Genomic DNA, 25,429 nt, shown 5'->3' with positions numbered 1-25,429 from the left:
AGTCGCCGGCTAGATGAGGTGGCTCGAAGTACCGTCGCTGCGCTAGCTCCGCGTCGCTAGCCCTCTCTGACCAGAGGTTGTGGCATTTGGGACGACAAAGAATTTTTAGTCTGCGGCTTTTTCCATGATCCAATCGCGCGTCTTTGCTACACAGTTGGCGAATAAAGTTGGCCAATACTGACAACTAAGTGAGTTTTCGTTAAAAAACTTCGCCGAAACTTTACTATTAGCCGCGAACCATGCAAGATGAATCTAATAGCGTGAAAATGGAGGAAACTAGCTTGGCAGAGACGATGCGTTATTGTCCAAATTGTGGTTTCAAAATACCGGCTGGAACCAAATTCTGTCCGAATTGCGGCGCAGATTTAACAATCTTCAATGCTCGGGTTGCTGACGAGACAGACTTTGGTCGTGAGCAGTCACAACAACCAGCTGCATCTGAACCGGTTCGTGAACAGGTACGAGGAGAACGCTCACGCCGACAGCGGCAAAGTGGTTCAACCAGCATCAAAAAGAGTCTGGTCCTAACTGACGATAGTTTCGATCATTTTATCGATTGGTTGGCAACTCACATGGTGTATACCTTGATCGGAGTCATGGTACTTTTTTGTGTCTTTAGTTTTTCAACGATCGCTGGATGGGTGTTGGCAGTTGGCTGTGCTGTCGCCATTTATGTTGTTGCAAATCGCCGACCAGTGGCGTCTTATACTAGTCGCTTTAACGATGACGATTCAGGCGACTCAGATGATGATATTTGGACAGCGCCGCGGCCAGCAGCGGGGCAATCGGTGCCACCGTATCCTAATCCGTATATGACGCAGCCGGACAATGGCCCGATGGCGCAGCAAGCACAGAAAATGAGCAATCGTTCGCCGCATTGGTGGTCGCACCTTGGAACCACAGCAGGCCAACCGAGACGAAGAGGCGGCATCATTTGGCTGGTTTACTTAATCGCGTCGCTAGTGGCATTTACAGCGGCTTATGCCTGGCCATTTGGTGCTGGCAGTGTCGCCACGGCCAATGTTGGCGGCAGTTTGTATGATCTTGTCCGCAGTGCTGTCACCTTGGCGGAAACTGCTGCAACCAATACTGGCGTCGCTTCGCCTCAAACCAATCTGCCATACTTAGCACTTGTTTTAGCGGGGATAGGCCCAGTGTTAGGCCTTTTGTTCGGACTTTTTCGGTCACGCGGAATGATGCGGTTTGCTGGCATGTTAGGTTTGTTAGGCTACGGGGCCTTATATTTTGCCTATGCGCCGTTGATGAGCAGTGCCAACAACCAAATTCAAGGTTTGCTGAATCCCGGCATCGGGTTTTCTGTCGGTATTGGCGCGGCGTTGGTTATGTTCGTCACCGCCCGGTTGTTGCCCAGAGACTGATGGTGTTTTCGATCAAAAAATAAAAGATGTTCTGTAAATGCCGTCAGTGTTGTAGGATTAAGAAGTAGGTCACAACTGTCGTCAGTTCCTGGGGGTAGGCACTTGAAAAAAGATAAAGGAAGGTTAAGGCGAGCTTGGTTGCTGGTATATCGTGGGGGCTTAACCTGTGCATCGCGGTAAGCCGTGGGTCTTAGCTGGTTTCGGTGTGTTGATGTTTTTGCTAATAGGAGCATTTATTCGACATTCTCAATCGACGGAGCCGCACGCGCCTGCGACTGTTAGTCGTCAGCGGCAGTCAGCCATAACTAAGCAGTCTAGCAGGAAGACACAAGCAGCATCGACACCGTCACAGACCGCTCCTCCTATTGCGGGTTCAACGGTAGCGCAAACAAGTAGCAGCTTGGCGGCGTTCACCTTTTCCGCGCCAACCCTACAGCGATCTTGGTCATATATGGCCTATGTGCCAGCTGGCTACGATCCGCACAAACGTTATCCATTAGTGCTCATGCTGCACGGCATGGATGGCGATGACACCAATCTGGTCCAGTTAGTGGATTCGAAAAGCTTACTTGATGAAGCTGTTAATTCGACTGGTCATCCAGCAGTGGTGGTGTTTGTGGATGGTGGCAATAGTTTTTACGTTGATTCGCCAGCAGAAAAAATGCAGACGGCAATCATGCAAGATTTACTACCACATTTAAAGCAACAATTTGCGCTTTTATCGCAGGCGGATGCCCATGCGGTTGGCGGCGTGTCGATGGGCGGCTACGGTGCCCTAAGACTGGTGCTAGCCGAACCTCAACAGTTTCGGATCGCCGCGGCTTTGTCGCCTGCAGTTTGGCAGCAGGTACCTGAAGCGGCCCAATCACGAATGCCAGCCTTTTTAACTCATGGCCAATGGGATCAGGCCCGTTGGGATGCCGATCAACCTGCCAACATGCTGACGGCAGACCGACTTGCTGGTTTGAAAGTTTATTTGGCGTCAGGACAAGCTGATACAACTGTGCCATTTACTGATGTCACTCATTTTGCCTCACAGCTTCAGGCAGTGGGGGTGACACCGACTACCAGCTGGTCAGCGACTGGCACACATGGATTTAACTATTGGCAGCAGGCGTTGCCAGCAGCGTATCAGTGGTTGCTGCAACAGCTACCAAGAGCAACAACCAACTAATATTTAAAAAAAGCTGCGCTGGCTTGCAGCAAAGAAATTGAGGGGGCGTTTTTTTATGGAATATTGTCCAAATTGTGGCGTACAAGTTAGCGCTGACGAAGCCTTTTGCCATAATTGCGGGTTTAATCTTGCCCAATATCGTGATGAAAAGGGTGGCCTGGCACAAGAACAACCGGCGCAAGGACAAGGTAGTGAAGTGAATGGTCAGATGCAAACAAGTCAGCCATCAGGACAACAGCCACTGGCTTCAGGGGCTGTGCCGCCGAATGCGACGCGTCGGCGATCAAATGGTGGCGGTGGGCAAAAGCAACCGCATGGCCGTCCTTGGGTCATTGTTAGTATTGTGTTGATGGCAGCTGTTGTTTTGCTAGCAGCTTTCTTATTCTTTCAAAACCGCCAGCAGCAAGCTCGAACTGAGGCACTGGATTCATCCAGCTCAGCGGCGGCAGTGCCTCTGCTTCGTCAATTGCGGCTGCATCCGCCTCGGATTCACGAGTGGCTGAATCAAGTTCGGCTTCGGCCTCTCAAGAAGCAGCCAGCGAATCACTCGCCAATGCCCGTGAATCGGCCGAAGATAGTCGCGATGACGATGAGAGTCGCAGTGACAGTGATTTAAGCAATCGTGAAGTTGCGCAAATGGCGGCCGATTATGACGATTTTGATTTGGATGACTATCGCGTCGAGGTGACATCTCCGGCAACTAACATGAAGGAAGTCGATGTTTACGATAAAGATAGCGGCGCCTTGCACGGTAAATACCGCTATGATGAAATCCATGATCAGATGAGCAAGTTTAACGATGATTCCGGTAAGTGGACGTTAATTCATGGGGATGATGACTAGTCGTCAGGCTTGAAATATACGATGGTGACTGAGATTCTCCGAATTAAATATTGAAAAATAGTCGGTTCTAACGATGGGATTCTTTTCGTTGGGACCGACTTTTGTTTGGACAAAACTGACGGATAATGATCCAGATCCGTCGCAGGGTATGCATTTTCTGAGTTGGCAGGCGGCGGTGCTAATGACCTGACGCATTTTTACAAAATAAAACAATGCAGCATTAAGGTGTCCATGAAACTGTTGCATATGAAACAAAAAGACGTATACTGGTTATCATGGAGGTTTTGATAATGCAAAGTGAATCGAACATTTCCGGGCTGATTTATCAGCTCGCAAAACTACAGAAGTATTTTTTGAATCAACATTTAAGCAATTTGGATCTCAATAGCGATCAAGCCAAGGTGCTTACTTTTATTGCCGCTAATCCAGGCGCTAATCAACGACAGGTCAGTGTCGAATTAAGTCGGGGACCGGCTAGCGTGTCTAATTTGATTAAAAGTTTGATCCAACGCGGGCTTTTGGAAAAACGAATGGCACCGCACAGCGAACGTGAGCGGCAACTGTTTTTGACTGATGAGGGCGAGACAACCGCCGAGCAAGTTCGTGATTTGTTTCAAGTACTGGAAAAGGCCTTTGCGGCAAACGTGCCTGATCCAGAAGCACTGACGGTGACTCTGAAGCAAGTGTTGAAAGCCTTGCAATAACCTTGCCGGCGTTTATGACCCTTTGAAGGGAGCAAAATCATGTCTTTAACCATCATTGAACGACGCAACACGAAGAAAGAACTGGCAGCTAACTTTAACTTGGCTGGCGTCACACTTGAGCAAGCTGCCCAAGATCTTGCGACCACGCCGGAGCATGTCGAAGCGGTTTTGCAATTGCAGGTTGATCAAATTGAAGAGCCTTGGATTCTTCGGAATTACCTCAACAAGCAACTTGCTGCACAAGGGAAAACGCCACTACCTTACAGCCGCCTACAAGGCGATCCAGCCGTACACTGGTTTTTAAATACTGATTTGATTGCCAAAGGCCGATTAAATTAAGTCTCGGTAAGTAAAATAACAAAAACATCAATTACCCCTTGGCGCCTGCTGAGAAACATGCTACACTATGCACAAATTACAGCAAGCAGAAAGGTGTCCCTTATCATTGATTGGCGCGACAAATGAGGAGTTATTCGCTTTACTTTTCCCTAAAAACTTCCCCACATTGCTAGTGGCAAAGCAGGCACGGCGGATGCTATGCATCCGCGCGGCCCATGGCAATGTGGAGGCCGCACGGTTATTACGCGTGCGAGCCACTCCAATCCGGGTTGTTTACGCGGTTAAAGCGAGTCACTAAGAAAAAAAGTGGGTTGGTAGTCCGGCTGTTTAAGTCGGGCTTTTTTTGTGTGCTGAGGAACATGCCAGCGTCCATTCCTTACCAGTTTGGGAGAAAGTAGCAAGTCACCACGCTACCAGCTGGATTCATCGATACCCGTCAACTGAACGAGATCCGAGAAATTGCCACTATTCGCGTTTCTTTTACCCTTAAAACCGTTACAATTAAAGTAATAAGAAACGATCAGGTTCACACTCAAAAAAGGAGCGATAACTTTGAAGAATTTTCGATTTCAGAATAAAACCGATATTTGTTTTGGTACAGGCCGATTAGATGTTGAGCTGCACGACGCGGTGAGTCAATTTGGTTCGCGTGTTTTGTTCGTTTATGGTGGCCATTCCATCAAAAAGTCAGGCTTATACGATACCGTGACTGGACTGCTCGCTGATTTGCAGTTAACCGAATTGCCGGGCATTGAGCCGAACCCGAAGATCGATTCTATCCGTGCTGGCCAAAAGCTGGCAAAGGATCAGGATATTGATGTTGTTTTGGCAGTTGGTGGCGGTTCCGTCATTGATGCTGCAAAAGTCATTGCCAGCGCCAAGTTTTACGAAGGCGACCCATGGGATCTTGTCAAAGATCGTGGTGTAACTCGCCGGAAATTGCAGCAATTGCCAGTCGTCGATATTCTGACATTAGCAGCGACAGGCAGTGAGATGAACAGCGGCTCCGTGATTTCAAATCCTGTCACTCATGAAAAGCTCGGCACAGTCGGGCCAAACACACCAGCGGTTTCATTTTTGGATCCGTCACTGACCTTTACTGTGCCAGCCAGACAAACGGCGGCGGGATCAATGGATATTCTTAGTCATTTGCTTGAACAATATTTTGATCGTTCAAAAAATAATGACGCCAGCAAAGGCATGATTGAAGGCTTGATGCGTACAGTTATTAAGTGGGCGCCCATTGCGTTGAAACAACCGGATAACTATGATGCCCGCGCCAACTTAATGTGGAGCGCAACGATGGCGCTAAACGGTATCGTGAGTGTTGCTAACGAAAATGGCTGGACAGTGCATAGCCTTGAACATGAACTATCAGCCTATTATGACATTACCCATGGTGTCGGCCTTGGCATTTTAACACCGCGTTGGATGTCGTTTATTCTGACCAAGGACGCAACGACAGCAGAAATGTTGGCACAATTTGGTCGCCATGTCTGGGATCTTGAAGGTGATGAATCTTATGCCGTGGCGCAAGCGGCTATTGACGCGACCTTTGATTGGATTAGTCGCTTAGGGTTCCCGATGACCTTGCCTGAAGTTGGGATCAAGGATACTCAGCATTTTGATGCCATGGCGACTGCTGCTGTTGCCAATGCTAGTCTTGAAACGCGCGCCTATGTGCCGTTGTCGGTAGAAGATGTCGAAACGATTTATCAAGCATCCATGACAGATGGGCTGGCATAAAAGTGTTAGCGGTAACGAGTCTATACCTGACATTGTTGTGCCACTTTTAAAGGGGGTTCTTTTTTGACGCAACCAATTCTTGAACATGATTCTGTTGCTTTTCAGGCGGCACGAAACGCTGAAAATCAACTCTGGGCTGACTTTCACTTAAAGCCTAAGACGCGCTGGTTTAAAATTGCGCCTGATGATTTGCGGGTTCGGGTCTTAGAGTTTGGTCATGGCGACCCCGTGCTGGTTGTGCCCGGCAATACTGGTGATCCATATGCGCTAGCGCCGTTGTTGCCGCAACTAGTCGGCTATCATGTTTTTGTCATGGCGCGCCCAGGTGGCGGTTTGAGCGATGGATTTGATCATGAGCAAGTAGATGTTCACAATTTTGCCGTGGATTTGTTCAGCCAGGTCATGGATAAGCTTGATCTCAAATCAGCACCGATCATTGCTCATTCGATCGGTGCGCATTGGGCGACTTGGTTTGCGCTGGCTTATCCAGATCGGGTTCAGCAGCTCATTTTACTGGGTAATCCCGGCCGAATGCTTATAACCAAAACACCGACATTGCTCAAAATGGCGATGATGCCAGGTCTTGGTAAATGGTTCATGAAACGTCAAATCCCTAAATCAGCCAAACGCGCTTGGGGACCGCTGCATCGCATGGGGACTGATCCGGCTGCCGTCAGTGCTTTGCCGCAAAGCTTTGCGGACTGTGTTTATGCATTTGATCATTTGCCAAACTATCAGCTGGCAACCTTGTCCTTATTACGGACGATGAATCAAGAAAAGTACCACAATGCATTGAAAGAGTCGCAATTGCGCGAGCTGTCTGTTCCAATGACGTTAATCTGGGGAACGAATGATACCTTTGCGAATCCTGAACTCGGTCAAGAAATCGCCGCTGTCGTGCAACATGGTGAACTGTTAACCGTGAATGGGGCAGGACATGAACCGTGGATTGACGATCCCAAAAAAGTTGGCACCATTGTCCGACTTCGGCTAAAAGAAAACCATTTGCGTGCTACCGTGTCCCAAACATCGGCTAATGAGTGGTAAGTTCAACCGAATTTTGTAAAAAAGCTATTGTGTATTCTCAACTTTAGCTTTTTTATTTTGCCATTTTTGACAACGAAAACCAGAAAAAAGTCGAGATTTTTTTTTGCATAGTTAGGCTTTTTTCGGTAACCCTTAAACCCCTTAACCATATTATCTGAGACCGTATTCATTCTGACACATCAATATTCTCAAAAGATAATAAACGCAAAAAAGGTTTGACAATCAAAGCAGTTCTGCATATGCTTTGAACATTCAACTAGTTTAGTTGAGAGCGTGAGCTGGCCCGGTTAGAAATCGGAGTGTAAGTGGGCCTGAACGTGATGGCCGCACTTTGGCCAGTGCGTGCAGGGTCCTTACACGTAGATTTCTGGGTCAGCGAACGCGTTTTGAAAAAAGCTGGCCCGGTTTTTTCCGGGCTGGCGACCGTGTTTAAAAAGAAAGCGTGAGCAGGCAACGTTTAGGCCGGCAATCGCGTTTGAAAAGAGGAGGCGAAGCTATGACAACTTTAAATACCTCAACCATTCAGGCATTAATTCCGAATCGATATCCATTGTTTTATATCGATCATGTGAGTGAGTTAGTGCCTGATGAATCGCTGGTGGCTGAGAAGTATGTCAGTGTTGCGGAGGATCATTTGGTCGGCTATCTACCAGATGAACTAACGATGCCGCCAACACTGATTATTGAAACACTAGCGCAAGCGGCATCCATTTTGATTTTAAAATCGCCAAAGTTTGCTGGCAAAACAGCTTATCTAGGCAGTATCAGTAAAGCTGATTTTTCAGCACAAGTTCCAACTGGCAGTGTACTAACACTGGCGATCAAAATGGTTAAGGTTCGAGAGAATATGGGGGTCGTTGCGACGACTGCCAGTATCGGAGATGAATTGGTTTGCCACGCAGAATTGCATTTCGTGGTAGAAGCCAATGCTTAGCTCACTTGACAGGCTATTTTTTTCAACTGATACTTTGAATATCAAATCAGTTGTCAATGGAGGCACACCTATGTCCCAAAAGCCAAGCGTCAAGCGGATCAATGATAAATTGATCAGAGTTTATACCGATATTTTACGAATGGAAGAAGAAGAACTGCGTAAAAGTCAGTTCCGCGATTTAGGCATCAAGGAAATGCATACGATCGATGCGATCGGCATTCATGCGACACCGAGTTCAAGCGATGTTGCTAAACGACTGCATGTCACCCAAGGCACTTTGAGCGTTGCCATCAATAATTTAGCGCGTAAAGGTTATGTCGAGCGGTTGCATCTTGAGTCGGATAAACGCGTTGTGAATTTACGGCTCAGTCGCAAAGGTCGCCTGATGTATCGTGCCCATCTTGCCTTTCATCAAAAAATGGTTGCGAGTTTCGTCAAAGGATTTACCGAGCCACAGATCGAATTGATCGAGCGGGCACTGGATAATCTGAATGAATTTATTGACGAATATCGTCATTAGAAAGAAGGACCCGCTTTGGAGATTCTGGCCAGTGCCTATTCGGTACCTGCCACGCGGATTGAGAATGATCAATTGCGCCAGTACATGGATACGTCCGATGATTGGATCAAGGAACGCACCGGGATTAAAGCGCGCCATGTCGTCACCAATCAAAAAAATTTTGATTTAGCTTACGATGTTGCTCAGCAGTTATTGGCCAAAGCGCAGGTCGCGGCTGACCAACTTGATTTTATTATTGTGGCAACCATGAGTCCGGATTATGCGACGCCAGCTGAGGCGAATCGTTTGCAGGCGGCCTTGCAGGCAGACCATGCCTTTGCTTTTAACATCAATGTTGCCTGTGCCGGCTTTGAATATGCATTACATGTTGCGGATCGCCTGATGACGAGTCCAACGGTTCATCAAGGAATTGTGATCGGCAGCGAGGTACTTTCTCGGCTTGTCGATTGGCATGATCGGCGAACGGCCGTATTGTTTGCTGATGGTGCTGGCGGGGTTTTGATCAATGATCAAGGTTTCCCGGTTCAGGCCGTGGATCTTAAAAGTTTCGGCGATACTGAGATGGCTTTGGTTGCTGGTGAACAGACGAATCACAGTCCGTTTGCCGAAGCACCTTCAGCTAAGCCGTCCCCATTTTTCAAAATGAATGGGCGAGCGGTTTATCAATTCGCCATTTCCGAAGTGCCACGCTCAATCAATCGGGCACTGACACAGGCAGCCGTTGCGGTTGATGACGTTGATTGGTATCTCTTACACCAAGCCAATGCCAGAATTGTGCAATCAGTCACCAAAAAGCTGAAAGCAGATCCTGCCAAGTTCCCAATCAATATTGATGAGCATGGCAACACCAGTGCAGCCAGTGTGCCGATCTTGTTGGCACAATTAGCTGAAGACGGTCGCTTACAACGCGGTCAGCGGCTGGTACTCAGCGGTTTTGGCGGCGGTTTATCCGTTGGCTCGTTGATCGTCACTTATTAACAGTATGTTTGAGTCTGATGCGCTCGCAGTCGCAGAAGCCCGCTTATGGGTCCGCTTCTGCTGGCGCTTACAAAATAGTTAACTTTAAAGGAGAACATTAAACATGACAAACGAAGAAGTATTGCCTAAGGTACAAAACATTATCGCTGACCAATTGGATAAGAAGCCGGAAGAAGTTCAACTGACAACCAACTTCAAGAATGATTTGGATGCTGACAGTTTGGATATTTTCGAAATCATCAACGAAATCGAAGACGAATTCGACGTTAAGATTGATACCGATGAAAGCATTGAAACGGTGGCTGATCTTGTTAACTTCATCACCGAAAAGGCTGAAGCTTAAGACAACTTGAAGGGAGTGGGCCAATGAGTCCATTAATGGAACGCTTGGGCGTTAAATATCCGCTTTTTCAAGGCGGCATGGCGTGGGTCGCTGACGGCAAGCTCGCCGCATCAGTTTCTGAAGCTGGCGGCTTGGGCATCATTGGTTCTGGTCATGCCCCAGCTTCTTGGGTCAAAGAGCAAATTGATATTGCCAAGTCACTGACTGACAAGGCATTTGGTGTGAATGTCATGCTACTTTCACCATTTGTCGAACAAGTCATTGACGTGATCGTTGACGCTAAGGTTGCGCTTGTGACGACTGGTGCCGGTGATCCAAGCCGCTACTTAGAACGGTTGCAGCAAAATGGCACGATTGTGATGCCGGTTGTACCGTCTGTCGCCATGGCAAAACGGATGGCAAAAGACGGTGTCGACGGCGTTATCGCTGAAGGCATGGAATCTGGCGGTCATATTGGTAGCATTACCACGATGGCCTTAGTGCCACAAGTTGTCGATGCGGTTGATATTCCCGTCGTTGCAGCTGGCGGTATTGCTGACGGTCGTGGTGTGGCGGCTGCCTTGAGTTTAGGAGCCATCGGTGTTCAGATGGGGACGCGTTTTCTGACGTCAACGTCTAGCCGAATCCACCAGAACTACAAGGACGCCGTCATTAAAGCCAAGGACGTTGATACACTGGTAACCGGCCTGTATGTCGGTCATGCTGCCCGCGTTTTGAAGAACCCAATGAGCCGGAATTTCCTGAAACTTGAAAAGAAAATTGCCCTTTCTGACACGACCGATTTTTCGGCAGTTGAAGAACTTGGTAATGGTAGTTTGCGTAAAGCCGTCCTTGAAGGCGATCGTGAACACGGTTCCTTCATGGCTGGTGAGATTGCTGGCTTAGTTAAGCGTGAAGAAAGCAGCGAAGACATTGTTGAGGACGTGATGCGTCAGGCCAAAGAAATTTTGGCTGGCTCAAAAATGGCGGCCTTATTGACAGGTCAAGTCGATGTGCAGGCACAGGCTTAACGGCAAACGTCCGCATTGAAACGAGGAGGTACTTGCTTGCGTTTTGCATATGTGTTTAATGGCCAAGGTGCCGAGGTCCCCGGAATGGGGATTGATTTTTACCAGAATACTTTGATATTCAAAGAGATTATTGACCGCGCTGATGCAGTTTTGGACTTCGATCTGCCGCAGTTTTTGGCGACTGGGGATTTTGCTGCTCATCCGGATGCTTTGCAACCGGCTTTAGTTGCGTACAGCGTGGCCATGCATGAAGTAGCAGCCGCGGCATTGCCCGATGAAACCGCACTTGCTGGCTTAAGTCTAGGGGAATACAGTGCCTTGATTGCTGGCGGCGGGATCAGTTTGGAAGATGGGTTGAAGCTGGTTGCTGCCCGCGGCAAGGCGATGGCCGCTGCTTGTCAGGCCCATCCAGGCAGCATGTTAGCCGTCATGACTGGCGATACTGCTGTGATTGCGGCTGCCTGTCAACAAGTGCCTGATGTTTGGCCAGCCAATTACAATGGCCCTAAACAGACCGTACTGGCTGGCAGCAAGGCTGGCTTGGCGCAGGTTGAAGCGTGGTTGTCAGATCAAGGCGTTCGCACTGTGCCACTGAAAGTTGCTGGCGGATTTCATAGTCCGTTAATGGCTGATGCGCAGCCACCATTGCGTGCTGCCCTTGACCAAGTACATGTCTTTGATCCAGCTACACCGGTCATCAGTACCACGACCCTTGAGCCCTTCTCGGCTGAAAACATGCGGTCAATTTTGGCGGCTCAGGTGGCTGAACCGACTAAGTTTGCTGATGTGGTGCGGCAACTGAAGGCAACTGGTATTGACACGGTCATTGAACTGGGACCAAAACCAGTGCTTAGCAAAATGATTAAGCGCATTGATCGCAGTATGACCACACACTTGATCAGTAACGCAGCGAGCCTCAATGCAGTCATTGACTTGAATAACGGAGTGAAGGCAGATTGAAATTAACTGATAAAACCGCGATCATCACTGGTGCTTCACGAGGCATCGGCGAAGCGATCGCCCGAAACTTTGCTGAAGCGGGCGCAAATCTTGTTTTAAACGCTCGCCACGAATTTCCCACTGAGTTGATCAAAGAGCTTGAAGCCTTTGGTCATGGCGTCGTCACTGTCCTTGGCAATGTTGACGATCCAGCAACCGGTCAGCAGCTGGTGGCAACCGCTCTGGACAAGTTTGGCAGTGCCGATATTTTAGTCAACAATGCTGGGATCACCAGTGACATGTTGGCCATGCGGATGAAACCGGAAGATTTTGCCCGGGTTGTCAGCGTCAACTTAGATGGGACTTTCTATGTGAGTCAGCCAGTATTCAAAAAAATGCTGAAGGCACGCACTGGTGTCATTATCAATCTTGCCAGTGTAGTGGGGTTGACCGGGAACATCGGTCAAGCCAATTATGCAGCTAGTAAAGCGGGCATCATTGGTCTGACCAAAACATTAGCACGAGAAGGTGCCATGCGTGGCGTGCGAGTCAATGCGATCGCACCTGGCATGGTTGCTACCGATATGACCGCAGCGCTGAGTCAGGCTAGTCAGGATCAGATTTTGGCGGAGATTCCGTTAAAGCGATTCGGTCAACCTGAGGAAATTGCGCATGCGGCCCGTTTTCTGGTCGAAAATGCCTACATAACCGGGCAAACATTAACTGTTGCTGGTGGATTAGGCTAAGTACATGAACGGAGGAATGACATTGCAACGAGTAGTCGTAACCGGAATGGGTACTGTGAATCCGCTGGGTCATTCAGTTGCCGAAACAGTGGCAACGATGGATGCTGGCAAGATTGGTATTCGGCCAATCACTAAGTTTGATGCCGAGAAGACCGGGATCACAGTCGCTGGTGAGGTCGAAGGTTTTAAACCTGAAGTGCGAATGGAAAAACGGCTGAGCAAACGGCTGGATCTTTTCACGCAATATGGCCTTTACAGTGCAATCGAGGCATATGAACAGTCAGGTTTAACTAAAGATGATGTTGATTCTGAACGAATGGCTGTCATTTTTGGCTCAGGTATTGGTGGCTTGACAACCATTCAGGAACAAGTCACAAAAATGAATGCCAAAGGTCCTGATCGGGTAAGTCCACTGTTTGTGCCTGAAGCGATTAGCAACATGGTCGCCGGGACAATTTCTCAGTACTTTGGCGCGCACGGACCGAGCTATGTTGTTGTGACTGCGTGTGCTTCAGCCACGAATGCCATTGGCGAAGCAGCCATGCGGATTCAAAGTGGTAAAGCCGATGTTGTGATTACAGGTGGTGCCGAGGCTTCTGTTAACGAAATCGGTATTGCTGGTTTTGCAGCCCTGTCTGCCTTATCCAAGGCTGCCGATCCGGCCAAAGCAAGTTTGCCATTTGCGGCTGATCGCAGCGGTTTTGTCCTCGGCGAAGGTGGCGGTGCGATTATCTTGGAAAGCCTCGAACATGCGCAGCAACGGGGTGCCAACATTTTAGGCGAAGTTGTTGGTTATGGTGCTACGAGCGACGCTTATCATATGACGGCGCCTGATCCAAGCGGCCATCAAGCGGCACGGGCAATGGAACTGGCGATTGAAGAAGCTGGGATTGCGCCAAGTGATGTCGGCTATATCAATGCACATGGCACGGCGACCAAGGCTAATGATGCCATGGAAAGCAAGGCGATCCACGATCTTTTCGGCGACGATGTTTTGGTGAGTTCCACCAAGGCTTTGACTGGTCATTTACTGGGTGCGGCTGGTGCGATTGAAGCGATCATGACGATTAGTGCGTTGCACGAAGGTAAATTGCCGATCAATGTCGGTGATGCTGAGCAAGATCCTGAATGCCCAGTCACCTTGGTGGATGCCGCTAATCGCGATGTCGAAGTTGACTATGCACTTAGCAATTCCTTTGGTTTCGGCGGGCATAATGCGGTCTTGGCCTTCAAAAGGTGGTGAGCATCATGGACACCGAAATGATTGAAGTCCTGATCAAACAGTTGGAGCAAAGTTCTTTGCATGAATTAGAGCTGACGCTTGGCAACGATTCTTTGCATCTGGTCAAAGCAAGTGCGGCTCCGGCGCCAATTGTTAATACTCAGGCAACAGTGCCTAGTCAACCGGTAACCCCGGAAACGGCGGTGCCAGCTGAACCAGAAGCTCCGACAGGCACCGCGATTAAGGCGCCATTGGTCGGTATTGTCTATCTTTCCCCTAAACCTGACGCTGATCCGTACTTTGAAGTCGGCGCGCACGTTAACAAAGGCGATGTGGTCTGTATCATTGAATCGATGAAAATGATGAACGAAATCAAAAGCACCGTCAGCGGCACACTCAAGGCGATTAACGTCGACAATGAAAGCCTCGTTGAATATGATCAGGCATTAGTCACAATTGAAGAAGACAGAGCGTGAGTAGGAGCGCTTAGAAATCGGTGTGTACGCGGGTCTGAACCTGATGGCATTGCGTTCAGGGCTCTTATACGTAGGTTTCTAGGCTGGAGAACGCGTTTAAAAGGAGGGCATTATGCTCGAAACCAAGAAAACACTTGAAGCACAAGAAATTCAGGCCATTTTGCCGCATCGCTATCCGATGTTAATGGTCGACCGGGTCTTGGATCTTAAGCCCGGTGAATCCGTAGTGGCACAAAAGAATGTTTCAATTAACGAACAGATTTTTCAGGGACACTTTCCTGGTAATCCAATTTTCCCTGGTGTGTTGCAGATTGAAGCCATGGCGCAGGCTGGCGCGATTGCATTGCTTTCGATGCCGGACTTCAAAGGAAAGACAGCCTACCTTGGCGGCATTAAGAAGGCCAAGTTCCGCCACATGGTGCGTCCAGGCGACGTGCTGCGGATTGAAGTGACCTTGGAGAAACTGATTGACAATGCAGGTTTGGGCAAAGGCAAAATTTATGTTGGCGAAAACATGGCCAGCAGTGCGGATTTAGTTTTTGCTATTGGCTGAAACTGCCATTGAAACCAGATTTGTGTGAGGAAGTGGAACTTTGTTCAAAAAAGTACTCGTTGCCAACCGTGGCGAAATTGCGGTCCGGATTATCCAGACCTTGCGCGAAATGGGCATCACCTCTGTGGCGGTGTTCTCAAACGCTGATCGTCACAGCCTGCATGTCACCCTTGCAGATGAAGCCATCTGTATTGGCGGACCGCGGGCGGCCGACTCTTATCTGAATATGCGCAATGTTGTCAGTGCCGCTATTTTGAGCGGTGCCGAGGCAGTGCACCCCGGGTTCGGCTTCTTATCGGAAAATGCCGAGTTTGCGAAACTCGTAACCGATGCCGGATTGGCCTTTATCGGGCCAAAACCGACTGCCATTGATCAAATGGGCGACAAAGCCGTTGCTCGACAAACGATGATTGACTTAGGCGTACCCGTGATTCCAGGCAGTCATCCTTTACAGGACGTTGAAACCGCGCTGGCAGCAGGGGAGGCCATTGGTTATCCATTGATGCTCAAAGCCAGCGCAGGCGGAGGCGGCAAAGGTATTCGCAAATTAACGGATGCTGCTGCATTGAAGGCTGAATTCGCGGGGGCCCAAGCGGAGGCTCAAGCGGCGTTTGGCGATCCGACGATGTATCTTGAAAAAGTCATTGTCCCTGCCAAACACGTCGAAGTTCAGGTTTTACGCGACATGCACGGGCATACCAGTGTTTTCCCAGAACGAGATTGCAGCTTGCAACGTCACAGTCAAAAGATGGTCGAAGAAAGTCCATGTCCAGTCTTGACGTCACCTGAACGCAGAAAGTTACTTCACCTCGCTGCGACCATTGCTGAAGGAGTCGATTATCTCAATGCTGGTACCATTGAGTTCTTGATGGATCAGCAGCATCATTTTTATTTCATGGAAATGAATACGCGTATTCAGGTCGAGCATCCAATTACAGAAATGGTGACCGGTGTTGATTTGGTCCAAGCTCAACTACGAGTTGCAGCTGGCGATGAAGTGGCATTAACGACACCTGAACCATCAGGAGTTGCGATTGAATGCCGGTTAAACGCGGAAGATCCTTATCATGATTTTCGACCAGACGTTGGCACCCTTGAACAACTGCGCTTTCCAACGGGCGGCATGGGGTTGCGGGTTGACACCGGCGTTGCGCCTGGCGATAAGATCAGCCCCTATTATGATGCCATGATTGCTAAACTCATTGTCCATGGGCGAACCCGTGACGAGGCCTTAGCGAAAATCCATCGTGCACTGATTGAATTGCATGTGGAAGGTGTCAAAACCAACCGGGATTTTGCGCTGGCGTTATTCCAAGCACCGACTGTTCTGGCCGGCAAAGCCGATACGGCCTATCTCAATCGCGACTTTTTACCAAAATGGCAGAGCGCGAACCAGCCCGTTTAGAAACCGGAGTGTAAGCGGCCTTGGGCGTGATGGCCGGTTTTGGGCCATTGCGACCAAGGTCCCTACATGCAGGTTTCTGGGGTGGCAAACGCGTTTTGAAAGGAAGGATACTGCATGTCACAACCACAACTGACCCAAGAAGCACTTGCTCGTGAGGCAGCCTTACCCGAAAACTTGTGGATTCAATGTCCGTATTGTAAGCAAGGCAGCTATCGTGAGAGTTTGGGCAATGCTCAAGTTTGCCCGCACTGCCACTACGGCTTTCGAATCACTGCTAAAAAACGACTGTCACTTATCGCGACAGCAACAGAAGAATGGGATGCCGATCTGGTGACGTCGGACCCGCTGGATTTCCCGGGATATACCGAGAAATTGGCAGCAGGCCAGGCTGCTACTGGTTTGAAGGACAGTGTGTGGACAGGTCAGGCGACGATTGGTGGTCAAAGCTGTGCGCTTGGTATCATGGATCCAAAGTTCATGATGGGTTCACTTGGAACTGTGACTGGCGAACGGTTGACTCGGTTATTTGAAAAAGCAACCAGCGCTAATTTAGCAGTTGTTCTTTTCTGCGCTAGCGGTGGTGCGCGGATGCAGGAAGGTATTCATTCGCTGATGCAAATGGCCAAAGTAAGTGCCGCAGTTAAAGCGCACAGCAATGCAGGCTTGTTATTCATCAGTGTCTTGACCGATCCAACAATGGGCGGCGTAACCGCGAGTTTTGCGATGCAAGGTGATATCACGTTGGCAGAACCGCACAGTTTGATTGGTTTTGCAGGTCGGCGGGTGATTGAACAAACGATTAACCAAAAGCTGCCGCAAAACTTTCAGCGAGCAGAAACCCTTTTGCAAAGCGGTTTTATTGATGCAGTGATACAGCGGCAGGATCAGCCTAGTTATTTAGGGGATTTGTTGGCGTTGCACACAGCCTGAGCAGTGACATTTGATGAGGCATGGTGACGCGACGCTAGACGGATTGATTGCCATCTTGGATCAATTTGCCTAGCGTTCTTCATATCACGCGTAGCCGTCTGACAAACACATTGACAGGCATACAGTTGCAGCAATAAGGGAGGCTTTCAAGCATGACGGATAAAGAAACGCTAGCGTATGGGACAGTTCAAGCAGCCAGAGCACCACGACCATATCGCACGCGGGAACTGATTAACGGGTTGGTGACAAACTTCCATGAATTTCACGGTGATCGCTCAAGTCATGATGATCCGGCTGTCATTGGCGGCATTGGCTGGCTTGATCAGCAAGCCGTGACCGTGATTGCAACGGATAAAGGGCAAGACTTAACGGAGCGATTGCAGACGCATTTTGGCAGTCCTGAGCCTTGGGGTTATCGTAAGGCGCTACGGTTAATGAAGCAGGCAGCCAAGTTTCATCGACCGATTGTCACGCTCATTAACACCCCCGGCGCATATCCCGGCAAAGAGGCGGAGGCCAATGGCCAAGGCGCCGCTATTGCTGATTTGTTATCCACCTGTGCTGATCTCCCAACGCCGATTCTTGCGATTTTGATCGGTGAAGGCGGGTCAGGCGGTGCCTTGGCTTTGGCGTTTGGGGATGAGGTCTGGATGACGGACAAGAGCATGTATAGCATTCTATCCCCAGAAGGTTTTGCGGCTATTTTGTGGAAGGATGCCAGCCGTGCTAAAGAGGCGGCCGCGGTCATGCAACTGACCCCGCAAGATTTATTGGCTAAAGCGGTCTGTGATCGCATTATTCCGGATACCGGTACGACTTTCGCGACGACGTTGAAGGCAGCGATCAAGCCCAAGCTCGCAGAATTAGTTGCTACTGATCCGCAGGCACTGATTGCCAAGCGACAGCAGCGTTTTCGAAAATTTTAAATGAAAACGGCTACACACCGTCCATTTTCACGGCGGTGTTTTTTCTTTGGTTAAAAAGCCGTATAATTCTTCTTGTAACTTCTCAAAACGGAGGCCATCATGCTTGAAAAAAAGTTTTATCATACCATGTTCAGTCACTCTTTCAATATTCCGGTTCGCGTGGACTACTGGGATCATACGGAAGAAACGTATGGTACAGGTGAGCCAACGATCACGATTAAAATGAAAAAGGCCATTCCGGTCCGTGATTTGCTGAAAAATGCATCGTTGGCACTGGGTGAGGCTTATATGCGTGGCGACATTGAAGTGCTTGGCGGCACACGGCCATTGCAACAATTAATCGCGGCGGCTTATGCGAATGCGGGCAGTTTTATGCGCAACAAGAAACTCATGCGCTTTCTCCCGAAGCAAAGTCATACTGAACATAAGTCAAAAGAAGACATTCATTCTCACTACGATCTTGGCAATGATTTTTATAAACTGTGGTTGGATCCGACTTTAACTTATTCCTGTGCCTACTTTGAGGACTGGAGTGACGATCTAGAAACCGCCCAATTAAATAAAATTGATCATATTTTGCGGAAACTTAATCCACAGCCGGGGCGGACATTGCTAGATATTGGCTGCGGCTGGGGTACGTTGATGTTACGCGCAGCTAAGACCTATCACTTGAAGGTCGTCGGCATCACCTTGAGCAAGGAACAGTTTAAACTGGTTTCGGATCGGATTGAATCAGAACATCTATCCGATGTTGCTGAGGTGCTGTATATGGATTATCGCGAACTGAATCGCGAGCCATTTGATTACATCACATCAGTTGGCATGTTTGAACATGTCGGCAAGGAAAATCTAGAAGGCTACTTTAAAGATGTCGCTAAGTTGCTAAAAGATGACGGTGTGGCACTGATTCACGGCATCACGCGACAACAAGGCGGCGCGGTAAACGCATGGATCAACAAATACATTTTCCCGGATGGTTATGTGCCCGGGATGTCGGAAAACCTTAATCACATTGTCGATGCTGGCATGCAAGTTGCAGATCTTGAACCACTGCGGCGTCATTATCAACACACACTTGAGATTTGGGATACCAATTTCAATAATCATCGCAATCCGATTCAGCAAAAATTCGGTTACGAATTTACGCGGATGTGGGATGTTTATCTGCAGGCGGCCGCTGCCAGCTTTGAATCTGGCAACATTGACGTGATGCAGTATTTGATCAGCAAGGGGCCGTCTGGAAAAGATCTGCCGGCAACCCGTGCTTATATGTATGAATAGGGTCAACCGCGATAATTAAGCGGTGATCGAGATTAAAAAAGTGCCTGTTCAGGCACTTTTTCTTTATAAGGAGAAAGTTATTGACAAATCTATTAGTGATTGGTGCTACTGGCAATATCGGTCAACCGCTGATCCGCGACTTGCAAGATGATCCAGATGTTCACCTATTTGCTGGTGTGCACAATTCGGAACATGCCAAACAGGCGTTAAGCGGGCTGAAGGTTCAAGTACGCCGGTTTGACTTTCTCGATCCTGCCACTTTCGAGCAAGCCTTAGCTGACATCGACAAGGTCTTCTTCGTTCGGCCGCCACAATTGGCTAAGCCCAAAGAGGATATGTATCCTTTTCTCGATGCCTTGGTGGCTCGACATGTGAAGCAAGTTGTTTTTGTGTCACTACTTGGGGTGGCGCATAATCCAATGACGCCGCATCATCAAATCGAAAAACGGATTGTTGAACTCGGTTTGCCTTATACTTTCATTCGCCCAAGTTTCTTTATGCAAAATTTGAATACCACCCACCAAGCTGATATCGTCGGCCATCGCGATCTGTTTGTGCCTGCTGGGCATGCTCGCACTAGTTTCATTGATACCCGTGATATCGGCGCGACTGCTGCGGTTGTCCTGCGCGATCCGGCATATATTGGCCAAAAGCTCGACATTACCGGCGCCCAAGCGCTCACCTACGCCGATGCTGCTCAGATCATGACGATGGAACTCGGTGTGCCGATCACCTATAGCAAGCCGAGTTTGTGGCGTTTTCGCAAGGTCATGCTGCAACGCGGGCTACCGAAGAACTATGTCAATGTCATGGTGATGCTTTACTTGATCACCCAGTTAGGTAACGCCAAAACGGTTACGACAACATTGCCAAATGTTCTCGGGCGCCCAGCAATCAGCTTTGAGCAATACGTTCATGATTATCGGGCAGAATTTCTGCCTAAACCGCTGTCGTGAGCAGATGATTTTAATCAACAGACTTAACATAAAGACCCATTTACCATCACAAAAATTTCACACATCGCTTGTAGTATTAACAACATAGAAATGAGCCACCCACTCATTCCTTCCCCAACCCAACTTTTTCATTTTTACTCCTCCAAAGTAAAAAATCGCTGATCGGCCACCCTCCGATCGGCCAATCAAAAATCCGCGGCCTAAGCTGCGGATTTTTTGCATCAAGTTTGTTTGTTGCGGATCGCTTTTCAGGATCTATCTTGGGCAGCGATTTATCCGCTAGCCTGAGCTGATTCCGCGGCGATGGGCTCAGTGGTGAGATTTTCCTAAAGCAGATGGGCTGCCTGCTTTAGGAGAAGGCCGAGTTTTGAGCCAGCGTGCCGGATTTGCCCGTTGGCTCAAAGTCCGTGCCCACCACGCTAGCTTCGCGGATCACCGCGGCGCCACCTCGTCTTTTCGGTGGTCAACCAGCCCTCCCAAAAATGATTGCATCAAGATTTCAGAAACCTGTTTATCTGTCTTCATTGACATTGCCCCTAACTCATATATGATGGGGGTAACATTTCAAACGAGGTGGTAAGTTCATGAAAGAAGCAACTTGGAGTACGGCGGCGCGGTATCAGCCGTATTCGTCCTGGGCGCCTGATTATATTATGAAGTTGAAGGCTCAGGTTGCTGCGAGTAAATGGCGGACAAAGACGCATGTTCAACCAGATACTGGTTTAATCAATGACCCGTGCAGCTTGAACTTTTTCAACAACAAATGGCACCTTTATTATCAACAATTTCCGTTTGGCCCGGTCCATGGCCTGAAGTCGTGGGCGCATGCGGTGTCGAAGGATTTGTTTAACTGGCGCCGGGTGCCAGGCGATCTATTGCCAGATAACGAGTATGACTCGCATGGGGCTTACACAGGATCAGCGTTGGTGACACACGGCACGTTGCGCTTGATGTATACCGGCAATGCGCGGGATGATCAGTGGCATCGGCATAGCACCCAGCTAGGGGCCGTTCTCGGCGCTGATGGCCGGTTGTTCAAGGATCCGAAGCCATTAATCCTAACACCGCCTACTGGCTACACCCAGGAGTTCCGCGACCCATTCTTGTTTAACTATGAAGGCCAGACCTATGTCCTGATTGGCGGCCAGCGTCCAGATCACACCGGCGCCATTCTGCTTTATGCCAAGCAGACCGACAAGAGCTGGCGGTTTGTGGCACCGCTAAGTATTCCTGATGAATTTTGCGGTTACATGGTTGAGTGCCCGAACATCACGTTCATCAATGGCAAAGTGGTCCTAGTATACTGCCCACAAGGCCTCGATCAGGACTTTTTCGAATATGAAAATGTCTATCCTAACATTGCCCTTGTGGCCGATAACTTTGATCCGGCAACTGGTAACTTAACCCACCAGCGGCTGCAAAACATTGACAAGGGTTTTGACTTTTATGCGACTCGTCTGGCGAATACAAATGATGATGGCACCTTGGCGATTTCATGGCTCGGCTTGCCAGATACCACCTACCCAACAGATGATGATGGTTGGGCCGGGGTCTTGAGTTATGTGCGCCAATTGACGCTGCGTGATGATCACGTTTGCCTCTATCCGCACCCGGCTATCAAAAGTCTGCGGGAGACGGCGGTGGAAGATCTACCGGTCATTCAGCAGCATGATGATGAGTGGACCGTTACCAACTTGGAAGGCGCCTTTGAACTAGCCTTCACGCTTGCGGCAGGTCAAAAGACAACGATTCATCTGCCTGATGGGGACCATGATCAGTTGCTGATTCATCTCGACTCTGATAGCGGGCAGGGGATGATTCAGCGCGAAAATCGCAATAATGGCGGCAGTTTGCGCCAGTTCGGCTTTCCAGCTGGGAAAACAGTTGAAGTCCGCTTGTTCATTGATGTATCCGTGTTCGAATTATTCATTGACCAAGGCTACCGCGTTGTCTCCGGTCGCTTCTTTGGCAATGAAGCACCCACCGCGGCACGCATCACCCCACCGTCAGCGGCCAGTGATGTTGTGTCATGGAATCTTAAAAAGGATAATGGCGGTCTTTGATCGTAACATGGTGGCACATAGGTTACAGATATCAAATAAGGGCAAACAATTTCGGCTCTACGTCAACTGGTGTTGAAGAATAAATTTATCATTTGAGGCGGTTCTCCATTTGGGGAGCCGTCTTTGTCATGTTATGCCGTGATTTGGTAGATTCGTTTGAAGAAGTTCAGCTGATTCTTGAAGCCAAAACAGGATCGTTTGAGTGACTTGATGAGGCGGTTAACCCCTTCGATCGGACCGTTGGAATAAGGGCTGGTGACAGCGGCGAGAACAGCGACTTTGTGTCGCTTAAGCGTCGCGATCGTCATGTCCATTGCCGTACCGTTTGGCTCGTAAGTAGCTAACAGGTTTGCCAGTTCCGTGGGATGTTTCTTCACCATCAAGGCATCATGAAGCGCTAAGTAGGTCTCGTAGGTTTGCTTGAGCTTGGGCTCAGTATCAAGTGCGATATCGATGGCCTCCTGTTGCGTGACGTATTCATTCAAACCAAACAGGAACTGTTTGTGTTTAGCGTCAGGCGCAGTTTGATGAAAAAGCCGCCAGTTTGTCTTCATGATCTTATAAGGACGGCTGTGTTTGTCATCAAGCTGTTTGAGCGCTTGGACGCGTACCTGATCAAGGGCACGAGCCGCAAGTTGAATGATATGGAACCGATCAATGACGACTTGGGCCTTGGGGAAAACCTCATGAATAATCGTCTGATAAGCTGCATTCATGTCCATGGTGACCGTCTGGACCCGAGTGCGTTCAGCGAGTGAATAATGAGCGATGAAGAAGTTTTTAATCGTGCGGTTGAATCGATCACCAAGCAAGGCAATCAGACGATGTGAATCGGCATCAAGACAGATAAACGACATCATGCCATGAGTAGAACGGAACTCATCAAAGCAGAGTCGCGTGGGCAGCCGGCGAGCCGGTCGGAGTTTGAGATTTTGGTCAATGATCCGTTGAACCGAGGAGGCTGAGATTCCGATAATACGGGCGATGGTTTTGACTGGCAACCGTTCATGCGCTAACTTCATGATTCGCTCTGTCATGTGAGTGGCGATCGTGTGGTTGGGTTGCACGAGTGGCGTCTTGGCACTGACTGTGTGGTAACAGTTATGACAGCGCCATCGTTGCTTGTGCAAGTCAATGACTGTCGGCATTTCAACCCCATTGAGGACGCGCACGTGGGCCGTATAAAACCCGTTAGGGTGCAAGGCCTCAAAGCCACACAGTGGGCACCGGGTTAACCGGTAAGTCAGCTCGGCATCAATCACATGATACTGGCGGCGACGTACCCCGTTGCCGCGATATTCATGACGAACAAAGGCAACTTTGATATTATGGTCTGGTATTCCAAGGACGGACAGTGTAGGATCGTATTGGGACATTTACTCATAACCTCGCTTGCTTTTGGTTTCGACGCTAACAAGCATAGCATGGACACTGAGTAGGTGTCTTTTTGCGTTATCCAAAAAGGGCCTACACGTTCAGTGTTGATTATTTCTCAACACCAGAAAGTGTAGACCCACAATTTCCTATACAGCGGGCAATTGTTTGCTTTTTTTCATGGATAATTTACTGAGAGTTTCAAGATATCAGTGTCAAGACGGAGCAATCGTAGGCCAGATGGGGCTCAGCCGTGCAAACAACACAGCGACGATCTCTGGAGCTGATGTTGTTAGGCGACTTCGAGACCGGTCTTTGGGCTCGAAGCGCCGTCACCGCTCTAGCTACGCGTCGCCACCCCATCTGGCCGGAGATTGCGGAGTTTGGCACGGCATGGGACCGTAGCCGAAAGCTTTAATCAATGCTTGACATTTCTTGAAAGCGCTGTATACTCGTCTATGAAATCGATTCCATATAAAGGAGATGCAAGGAATGGCGACGATTAGTGAAATTGCTAAAGCAGCAGGGGTTGGCGTGACCACGGTTTCGCGCTATCTGAATCATCATCCCTACATCTCCGCTGAAAAGCGTACGCGGATCGAAAAAGCAATTCATCAGTTGGGCTATACGCCGAGTGCGGCCGCCACATCATTGCGCGCTCAAGCCACTGGCAACATCGGGGTTCTGGTATCCCGCGTGACCAATCCGTTTTTTGCTGGCTTGTTCGATGCGATTGAACGGGAACTACATGCCCACGGCTACCAAGTGATGATTACCCAGACATATGATGATCCCGAGGCCGAAGAACGGTTTCTCAAGCAGCTGAAAAGTCGCGAATTGGACGGCGTCATTTTAGCTTCAGTTGAAGCCCCTGATCGAGTTGCAGCAGTTGCGAAGGCCTTTCCGGGGCGAGTTGTGGTTGTGAATGCCGATGTCAAGATCCCCGGGGCTACTTCGCTGGTATTGCCACATTATCAGGCGACCCGTGATGCACTCGACTATTTATTCAATCAAGGCCATCGCCGGTTTGCGTATGTCAGCGGTGGCACCATCAGCGGCGCTCACCATGGACAAAGTCGCACACAAGCGTTTTTAGACTTTATGCAGGCACATCAGCTTTTAGTGGCGCAAGATTTACTATTTGGTCAAATTCACACAGCCAAAGAAGGGCAGGCAGTTGGCAAGCAGCTCGCAAGCTTGGCGCCGAATGTGCGGCCGGATGCCGTGTTTACTAACTCGGATGAGGTCGCAGTCGGCGTGATTGACAGTCTGTTGGCTGCCGACGTGAAGGTACCTAATGACATCGCAGTTATGGGATATGACGATCAGCCGTTTGCGCCTTTTGCCAAAATCCCGCTGACGACGGTGCATCAGCCTGTTGCTTCGATGGCAGCGGCGGCGACGCACGAGTTGTTAAAAGGGTTGGGCCGACAAGTCGCCCAAGATACGCAACCAACCTTGCACTTATCGTTGAAAATCAGGCAAAGCGCCTGAGTTTTCTTTTTGCCTCATATGGAATCGATACCATATTTTCATACAAC

General features: G+C 49.2%; 25 protein-coding genes and 1 pseudogene. 25 read left to right on the top strand and 1 reads right to left on the bottom strand.

The genetic code is table 11. From position 1 onward, the window contains the following. Positions 1 to 281: 281 nt before the first annotated feature. The 24 genes and pseudogenes from LBPC_RS10680 to LBPC_RS10570 all read left to right on the top strand — a co-directional run bounded on the left by LBPC_RS10680 (position 282) and on the right by LBPC_RS10570 (position 22,514). Positions 282 to 1,379 (top strand): zinc ribbon domain-containing protein, encoded by a 1,098-nt coding sequence (locus LBPC_RS10680; protein ID WP_016376394.1) that lies wholly within the window; start codon positions 282 to 284, stop codon positions 1,377 to 1,379. Between the two features lie 166 nt (positions 1,380 to 1,545). Next, complete coding sequence (locus LBPC_RS10675) at positions 1,546 to 2,553, top strand: alpha/beta hydrolase (RefSeq protein WP_032781100.1); 1,008 nt, start codon at positions 1,546 to 1,548, stop codon at positions 2,551 to 2,553. Positions 2,554 to 2,608: 55 nt separating this feature from the next. Further along, positions 2,609 to 3,396, top strand: a pseudogene (locus LBPC_RS10670) (zinc-ribbon domain-containing protein). 290 nt (positions 3,397 to 3,686) lie between these two features. Next, positions 3,687 to 4,100 (top strand): MarR family winged helix-turn-helix transcriptional regulator, encoded by a 414-nt coding sequence (locus tag LBPC_RS10665; protein WP_003603033.1) that lies wholly within the window; start codon positions 3,687 to 3,689, stop codon positions 4,098 to 4,100. Between the two features lie 39 nt (positions 4,101 to 4,139). After that, positions 4,140 to 4,439: a DUF2316 family protein gene (locus tag LBPC_RS10660; RefSeq protein ID WP_003585389.1), complete on the top strand. Its 300-nt coding sequence runs from the start codon at positions 4,140 to 4,142 to the stop codon at positions 4,437 to 4,439. A gap of 106 nt (positions 4,440 to 4,545) precedes the next feature. Beyond that, positions 4,546 to 4,737 carry a hypothetical protein gene (locus tag LBPC_RS17290; protein WP_003566781.1) on the top strand — a complete coding sequence of 64 codons (192 nt, stop codon included), beginning with the start codon at positions 4,546 to 4,548 and terminating at the stop codon, positions 4,735 to 4,737. A gap of 254 nt (positions 4,738 to 4,991) precedes the next feature. Beyond that, on the top strand, positions 4,992 to 6,185 hold the full coding sequence (locus tag LBPC_RS10655) for an iron-containing alcohol dehydrogenase (RefSeq protein ID WP_003662004.1): 1,194 nt from the start codon (positions 4,992 to 4,994) through the stop codon (positions 6,183 to 6,185). Positions 6,186 to 6,248: 63 nt separating this feature from the next. Beyond that, complete coding sequence (locus tag LBPC_RS10650; protein ID WP_003603031.1) at positions 6,249 to 7,232, top strand: alpha/beta fold hydrolase; 984 nt, start codon at positions 6,249 to 6,251, stop codon at positions 7,230 to 7,232. A 496-nt stretch (positions 7,233 to 7,728) separates the two neighbouring features. Continuing rightward, complete coding sequence (locus tag LBPC_RS10645; RefSeq protein ID WP_003566778.1) at positions 7,729 to 8,166, top strand: 3-hydroxyacyl-ACP dehydratase FabZ family protein; 438 nt, start codon at positions 7,729 to 7,731, stop codon at positions 8,164 to 8,166. A gap of 70 nt (positions 8,167 to 8,236) precedes the next feature. Next, the gene (locus tag LBPC_RS10640; protein ID WP_003566777.1) at positions 8,237 to 8,686 is read left to right on the top strand and encodes a MarR family winged helix-turn-helix transcriptional regulator; all 450 of its coding nucleotides are present in this window, start codon (positions 8,237 to 8,239) and stop codon (positions 8,684 to 8,686) included. A 15-nt stretch (positions 8,687 to 8,701) separates the two neighbouring features. Next, positions 8,702 to 9,664 (top strand): beta-ketoacyl-ACP synthase III, encoded by a 963-nt coding sequence (locus LBPC_RS10635; RefSeq protein ID WP_003580349.1) that lies wholly within the window; start codon positions 8,702 to 8,704, stop codon positions 9,662 to 9,664. 103 nt (positions 9,665 to 9,767) lie between these two features. Next, on the top strand, positions 9,768 to 10,007 hold the full coding sequence (locus LBPC_RS10630) for an acyl carrier protein (protein ID WP_003566774.1): 240 nt from the start codon (positions 9,768 to 9,770) through the stop codon (positions 10,005 to 10,007). 23 nt (positions 10,008 to 10,030) lie between these two features. After that, positions 10,031 to 11,017 (top strand): nitronate monooxygenase, encoded by a 987-nt coding sequence (locus LBPC_RS10625; RefSeq protein WP_003566773.1) that lies wholly within the window; start codon positions 10,031 to 10,033, stop codon positions 11,015 to 11,017. A gap of 36 nt (positions 11,018 to 11,053) precedes the next feature. Continuing rightward, a complete protein-coding gene (locus tag LBPC_RS10620; RefSeq protein ID WP_016377077.1) occupies positions 11,054 to 11,977 on the top strand; it encodes an ACP S-malonyltransferase in 924 nt (307 codons plus the stop codon). Next, complete coding sequence (fabG, locus tag LBPC_RS10615) at positions 11,974 to 12,702, top strand: 3-oxoacyl-ACP reductase FabG (protein WP_003662010.1); 729 nt, start codon at positions 11,974 to 11,976, stop codon at positions 12,700 to 12,702. The genes LBPC_RS10620 and fabG overlap by 4 nt, the downstream gene beginning before the upstream one ends. A 22-nt stretch (positions 12,703 to 12,724) precedes the next feature. Continuing rightward, on the top strand, positions 12,725 to 13,945 hold the full coding sequence (gene fabF / locus LBPC_RS10610; protein ID WP_003566770.1) for a beta-ketoacyl-ACP synthase II: 1,221 nt from the start codon (positions 12,725 to 12,727) through the stop codon (positions 13,943 to 13,945). Between the two features lie 5 nt (positions 13,946 to 13,950). Next, positions 13,951 to 14,400 carry an acetyl-CoA carboxylase biotin carboxyl carrier protein gene (gene accB, locus LBPC_RS10605; RefSeq protein ID WP_003566769.1) on the top strand — a complete coding sequence of 150 codons (450 nt, stop codon included), beginning with the start codon at positions 13,951 to 13,953 and terminating at the stop codon, positions 14,398 to 14,400. A 112-nt stretch (positions 14,401 to 14,512) separates the two neighbouring features. Then, a complete protein-coding gene (gene fabZ, locus LBPC_RS10600; protein WP_003571030.1) occupies positions 14,513 to 14,953 on the top strand; it encodes a 3-hydroxyacyl-ACP dehydratase FabZ in 441 nt (146 codons plus the stop codon). 40 nt (positions 14,954 to 14,993) lie between these two features. Further along, entirely contained in the window at positions 14,994 to 16,358 is a 1,365-nt protein-coding gene (locus LBPC_RS10595; RefSeq protein ID WP_003662012.1) for an acetyl-CoA carboxylase biotin carboxylase subunit, read from the top strand. 114 nt (positions 16,359 to 16,472) lie between these two features. Further along, a complete protein-coding gene (accD, locus tag LBPC_RS10590; protein WP_003662013.1) occupies positions 16,473 to 17,288 on the top strand; it encodes an acetyl-CoA carboxylase, carboxyltransferase subunit beta in 816 nt (271 codons plus the stop codon). A gap of 152 nt (positions 17,289 to 17,440) precedes the next feature. Then, the gene (gene accA, locus LBPC_RS10585) at positions 17,441 to 18,214 is read left to right on the top strand and encodes an acetyl-CoA carboxylase carboxyltransferase subunit alpha (protein WP_003662014.1); all 774 of its coding nucleotides are present in this window, start codon (positions 17,441 to 17,443) and stop codon (positions 18,212 to 18,214) included. A gap of 99 nt (positions 18,215 to 18,313) precedes the next feature. After that, positions 18,314 to 19,495 (top strand): SAM-dependent methyltransferase, encoded by a 1,182-nt coding sequence (locus LBPC_RS10580; RefSeq protein WP_003662015.1) that lies wholly within the window; start codon positions 18,314 to 18,316, stop codon positions 19,493 to 19,495. An 80-nt stretch (positions 19,496 to 19,575) separates the two neighbouring features. Next, complete coding sequence (locus LBPC_RS10575) at positions 19,576 to 20,451, top strand: SDR family oxidoreductase (RefSeq protein WP_003595636.1); 876 nt, start codon at positions 19,576 to 19,578, stop codon at positions 20,449 to 20,451. A 584-nt stretch (positions 20,452 to 21,035) separates the two neighbouring features. Beyond that, on the top strand, positions 21,036 to 22,514 hold the full coding sequence (locus tag LBPC_RS10570) for a sucrose-6-phosphate hydrolase (protein WP_003662018.1): 1,479 nt from the start codon (positions 21,036 to 21,038) through the stop codon (positions 22,512 to 22,514). Positions 22,515 to 22,645: 131 nt separating this feature from the next. Here LBPC_RS10570 and LBPC_RS10565 read toward each other — a convergent pair whose 3' ends face one another. After that, on the bottom strand, positions 22,646 to 23,890 hold the full coding sequence (locus LBPC_RS10565; protein ID WP_003577841.1) for an ISL3 family transposase: 1,245 nt from the start codon (positions 23,888 to 23,890) through the stop codon (positions 22,646 to 22,648). A gap of 490 nt (positions 23,891 to 24,380) precedes the next feature. Here LBPC_RS10565 and LBPC_RS10560 point away from each other — a divergent pair, with 490 nt between their 5' ends. Next, a complete protein-coding gene (locus LBPC_RS10560; RefSeq protein ID WP_016377504.1) occupies positions 24,381 to 25,382 on the top strand; it encodes a LacI family DNA-binding transcriptional regulator in 1,002 nt (333 codons plus the stop codon). Positions 25,383 to 25,429: the final 47 nt, after the last annotated feature.

Source organism: Lacticaseibacillus paracasei subsp. paracasei (assembly GCF_000829035.1).
In the GTDB taxonomy this organism is placed as follows: domain Bacteria; phylum Bacillota; class Bacilli; order Lactobacillales; family Lactobacillaceae; genus Lacticaseibacillus; species Lacticaseibacillus paracasei.
The sequence above is the reverse complement of the archived record's forward strand: the minus strand, read 5'-3'. Positions and strand labels throughout refer to the sequence as shown.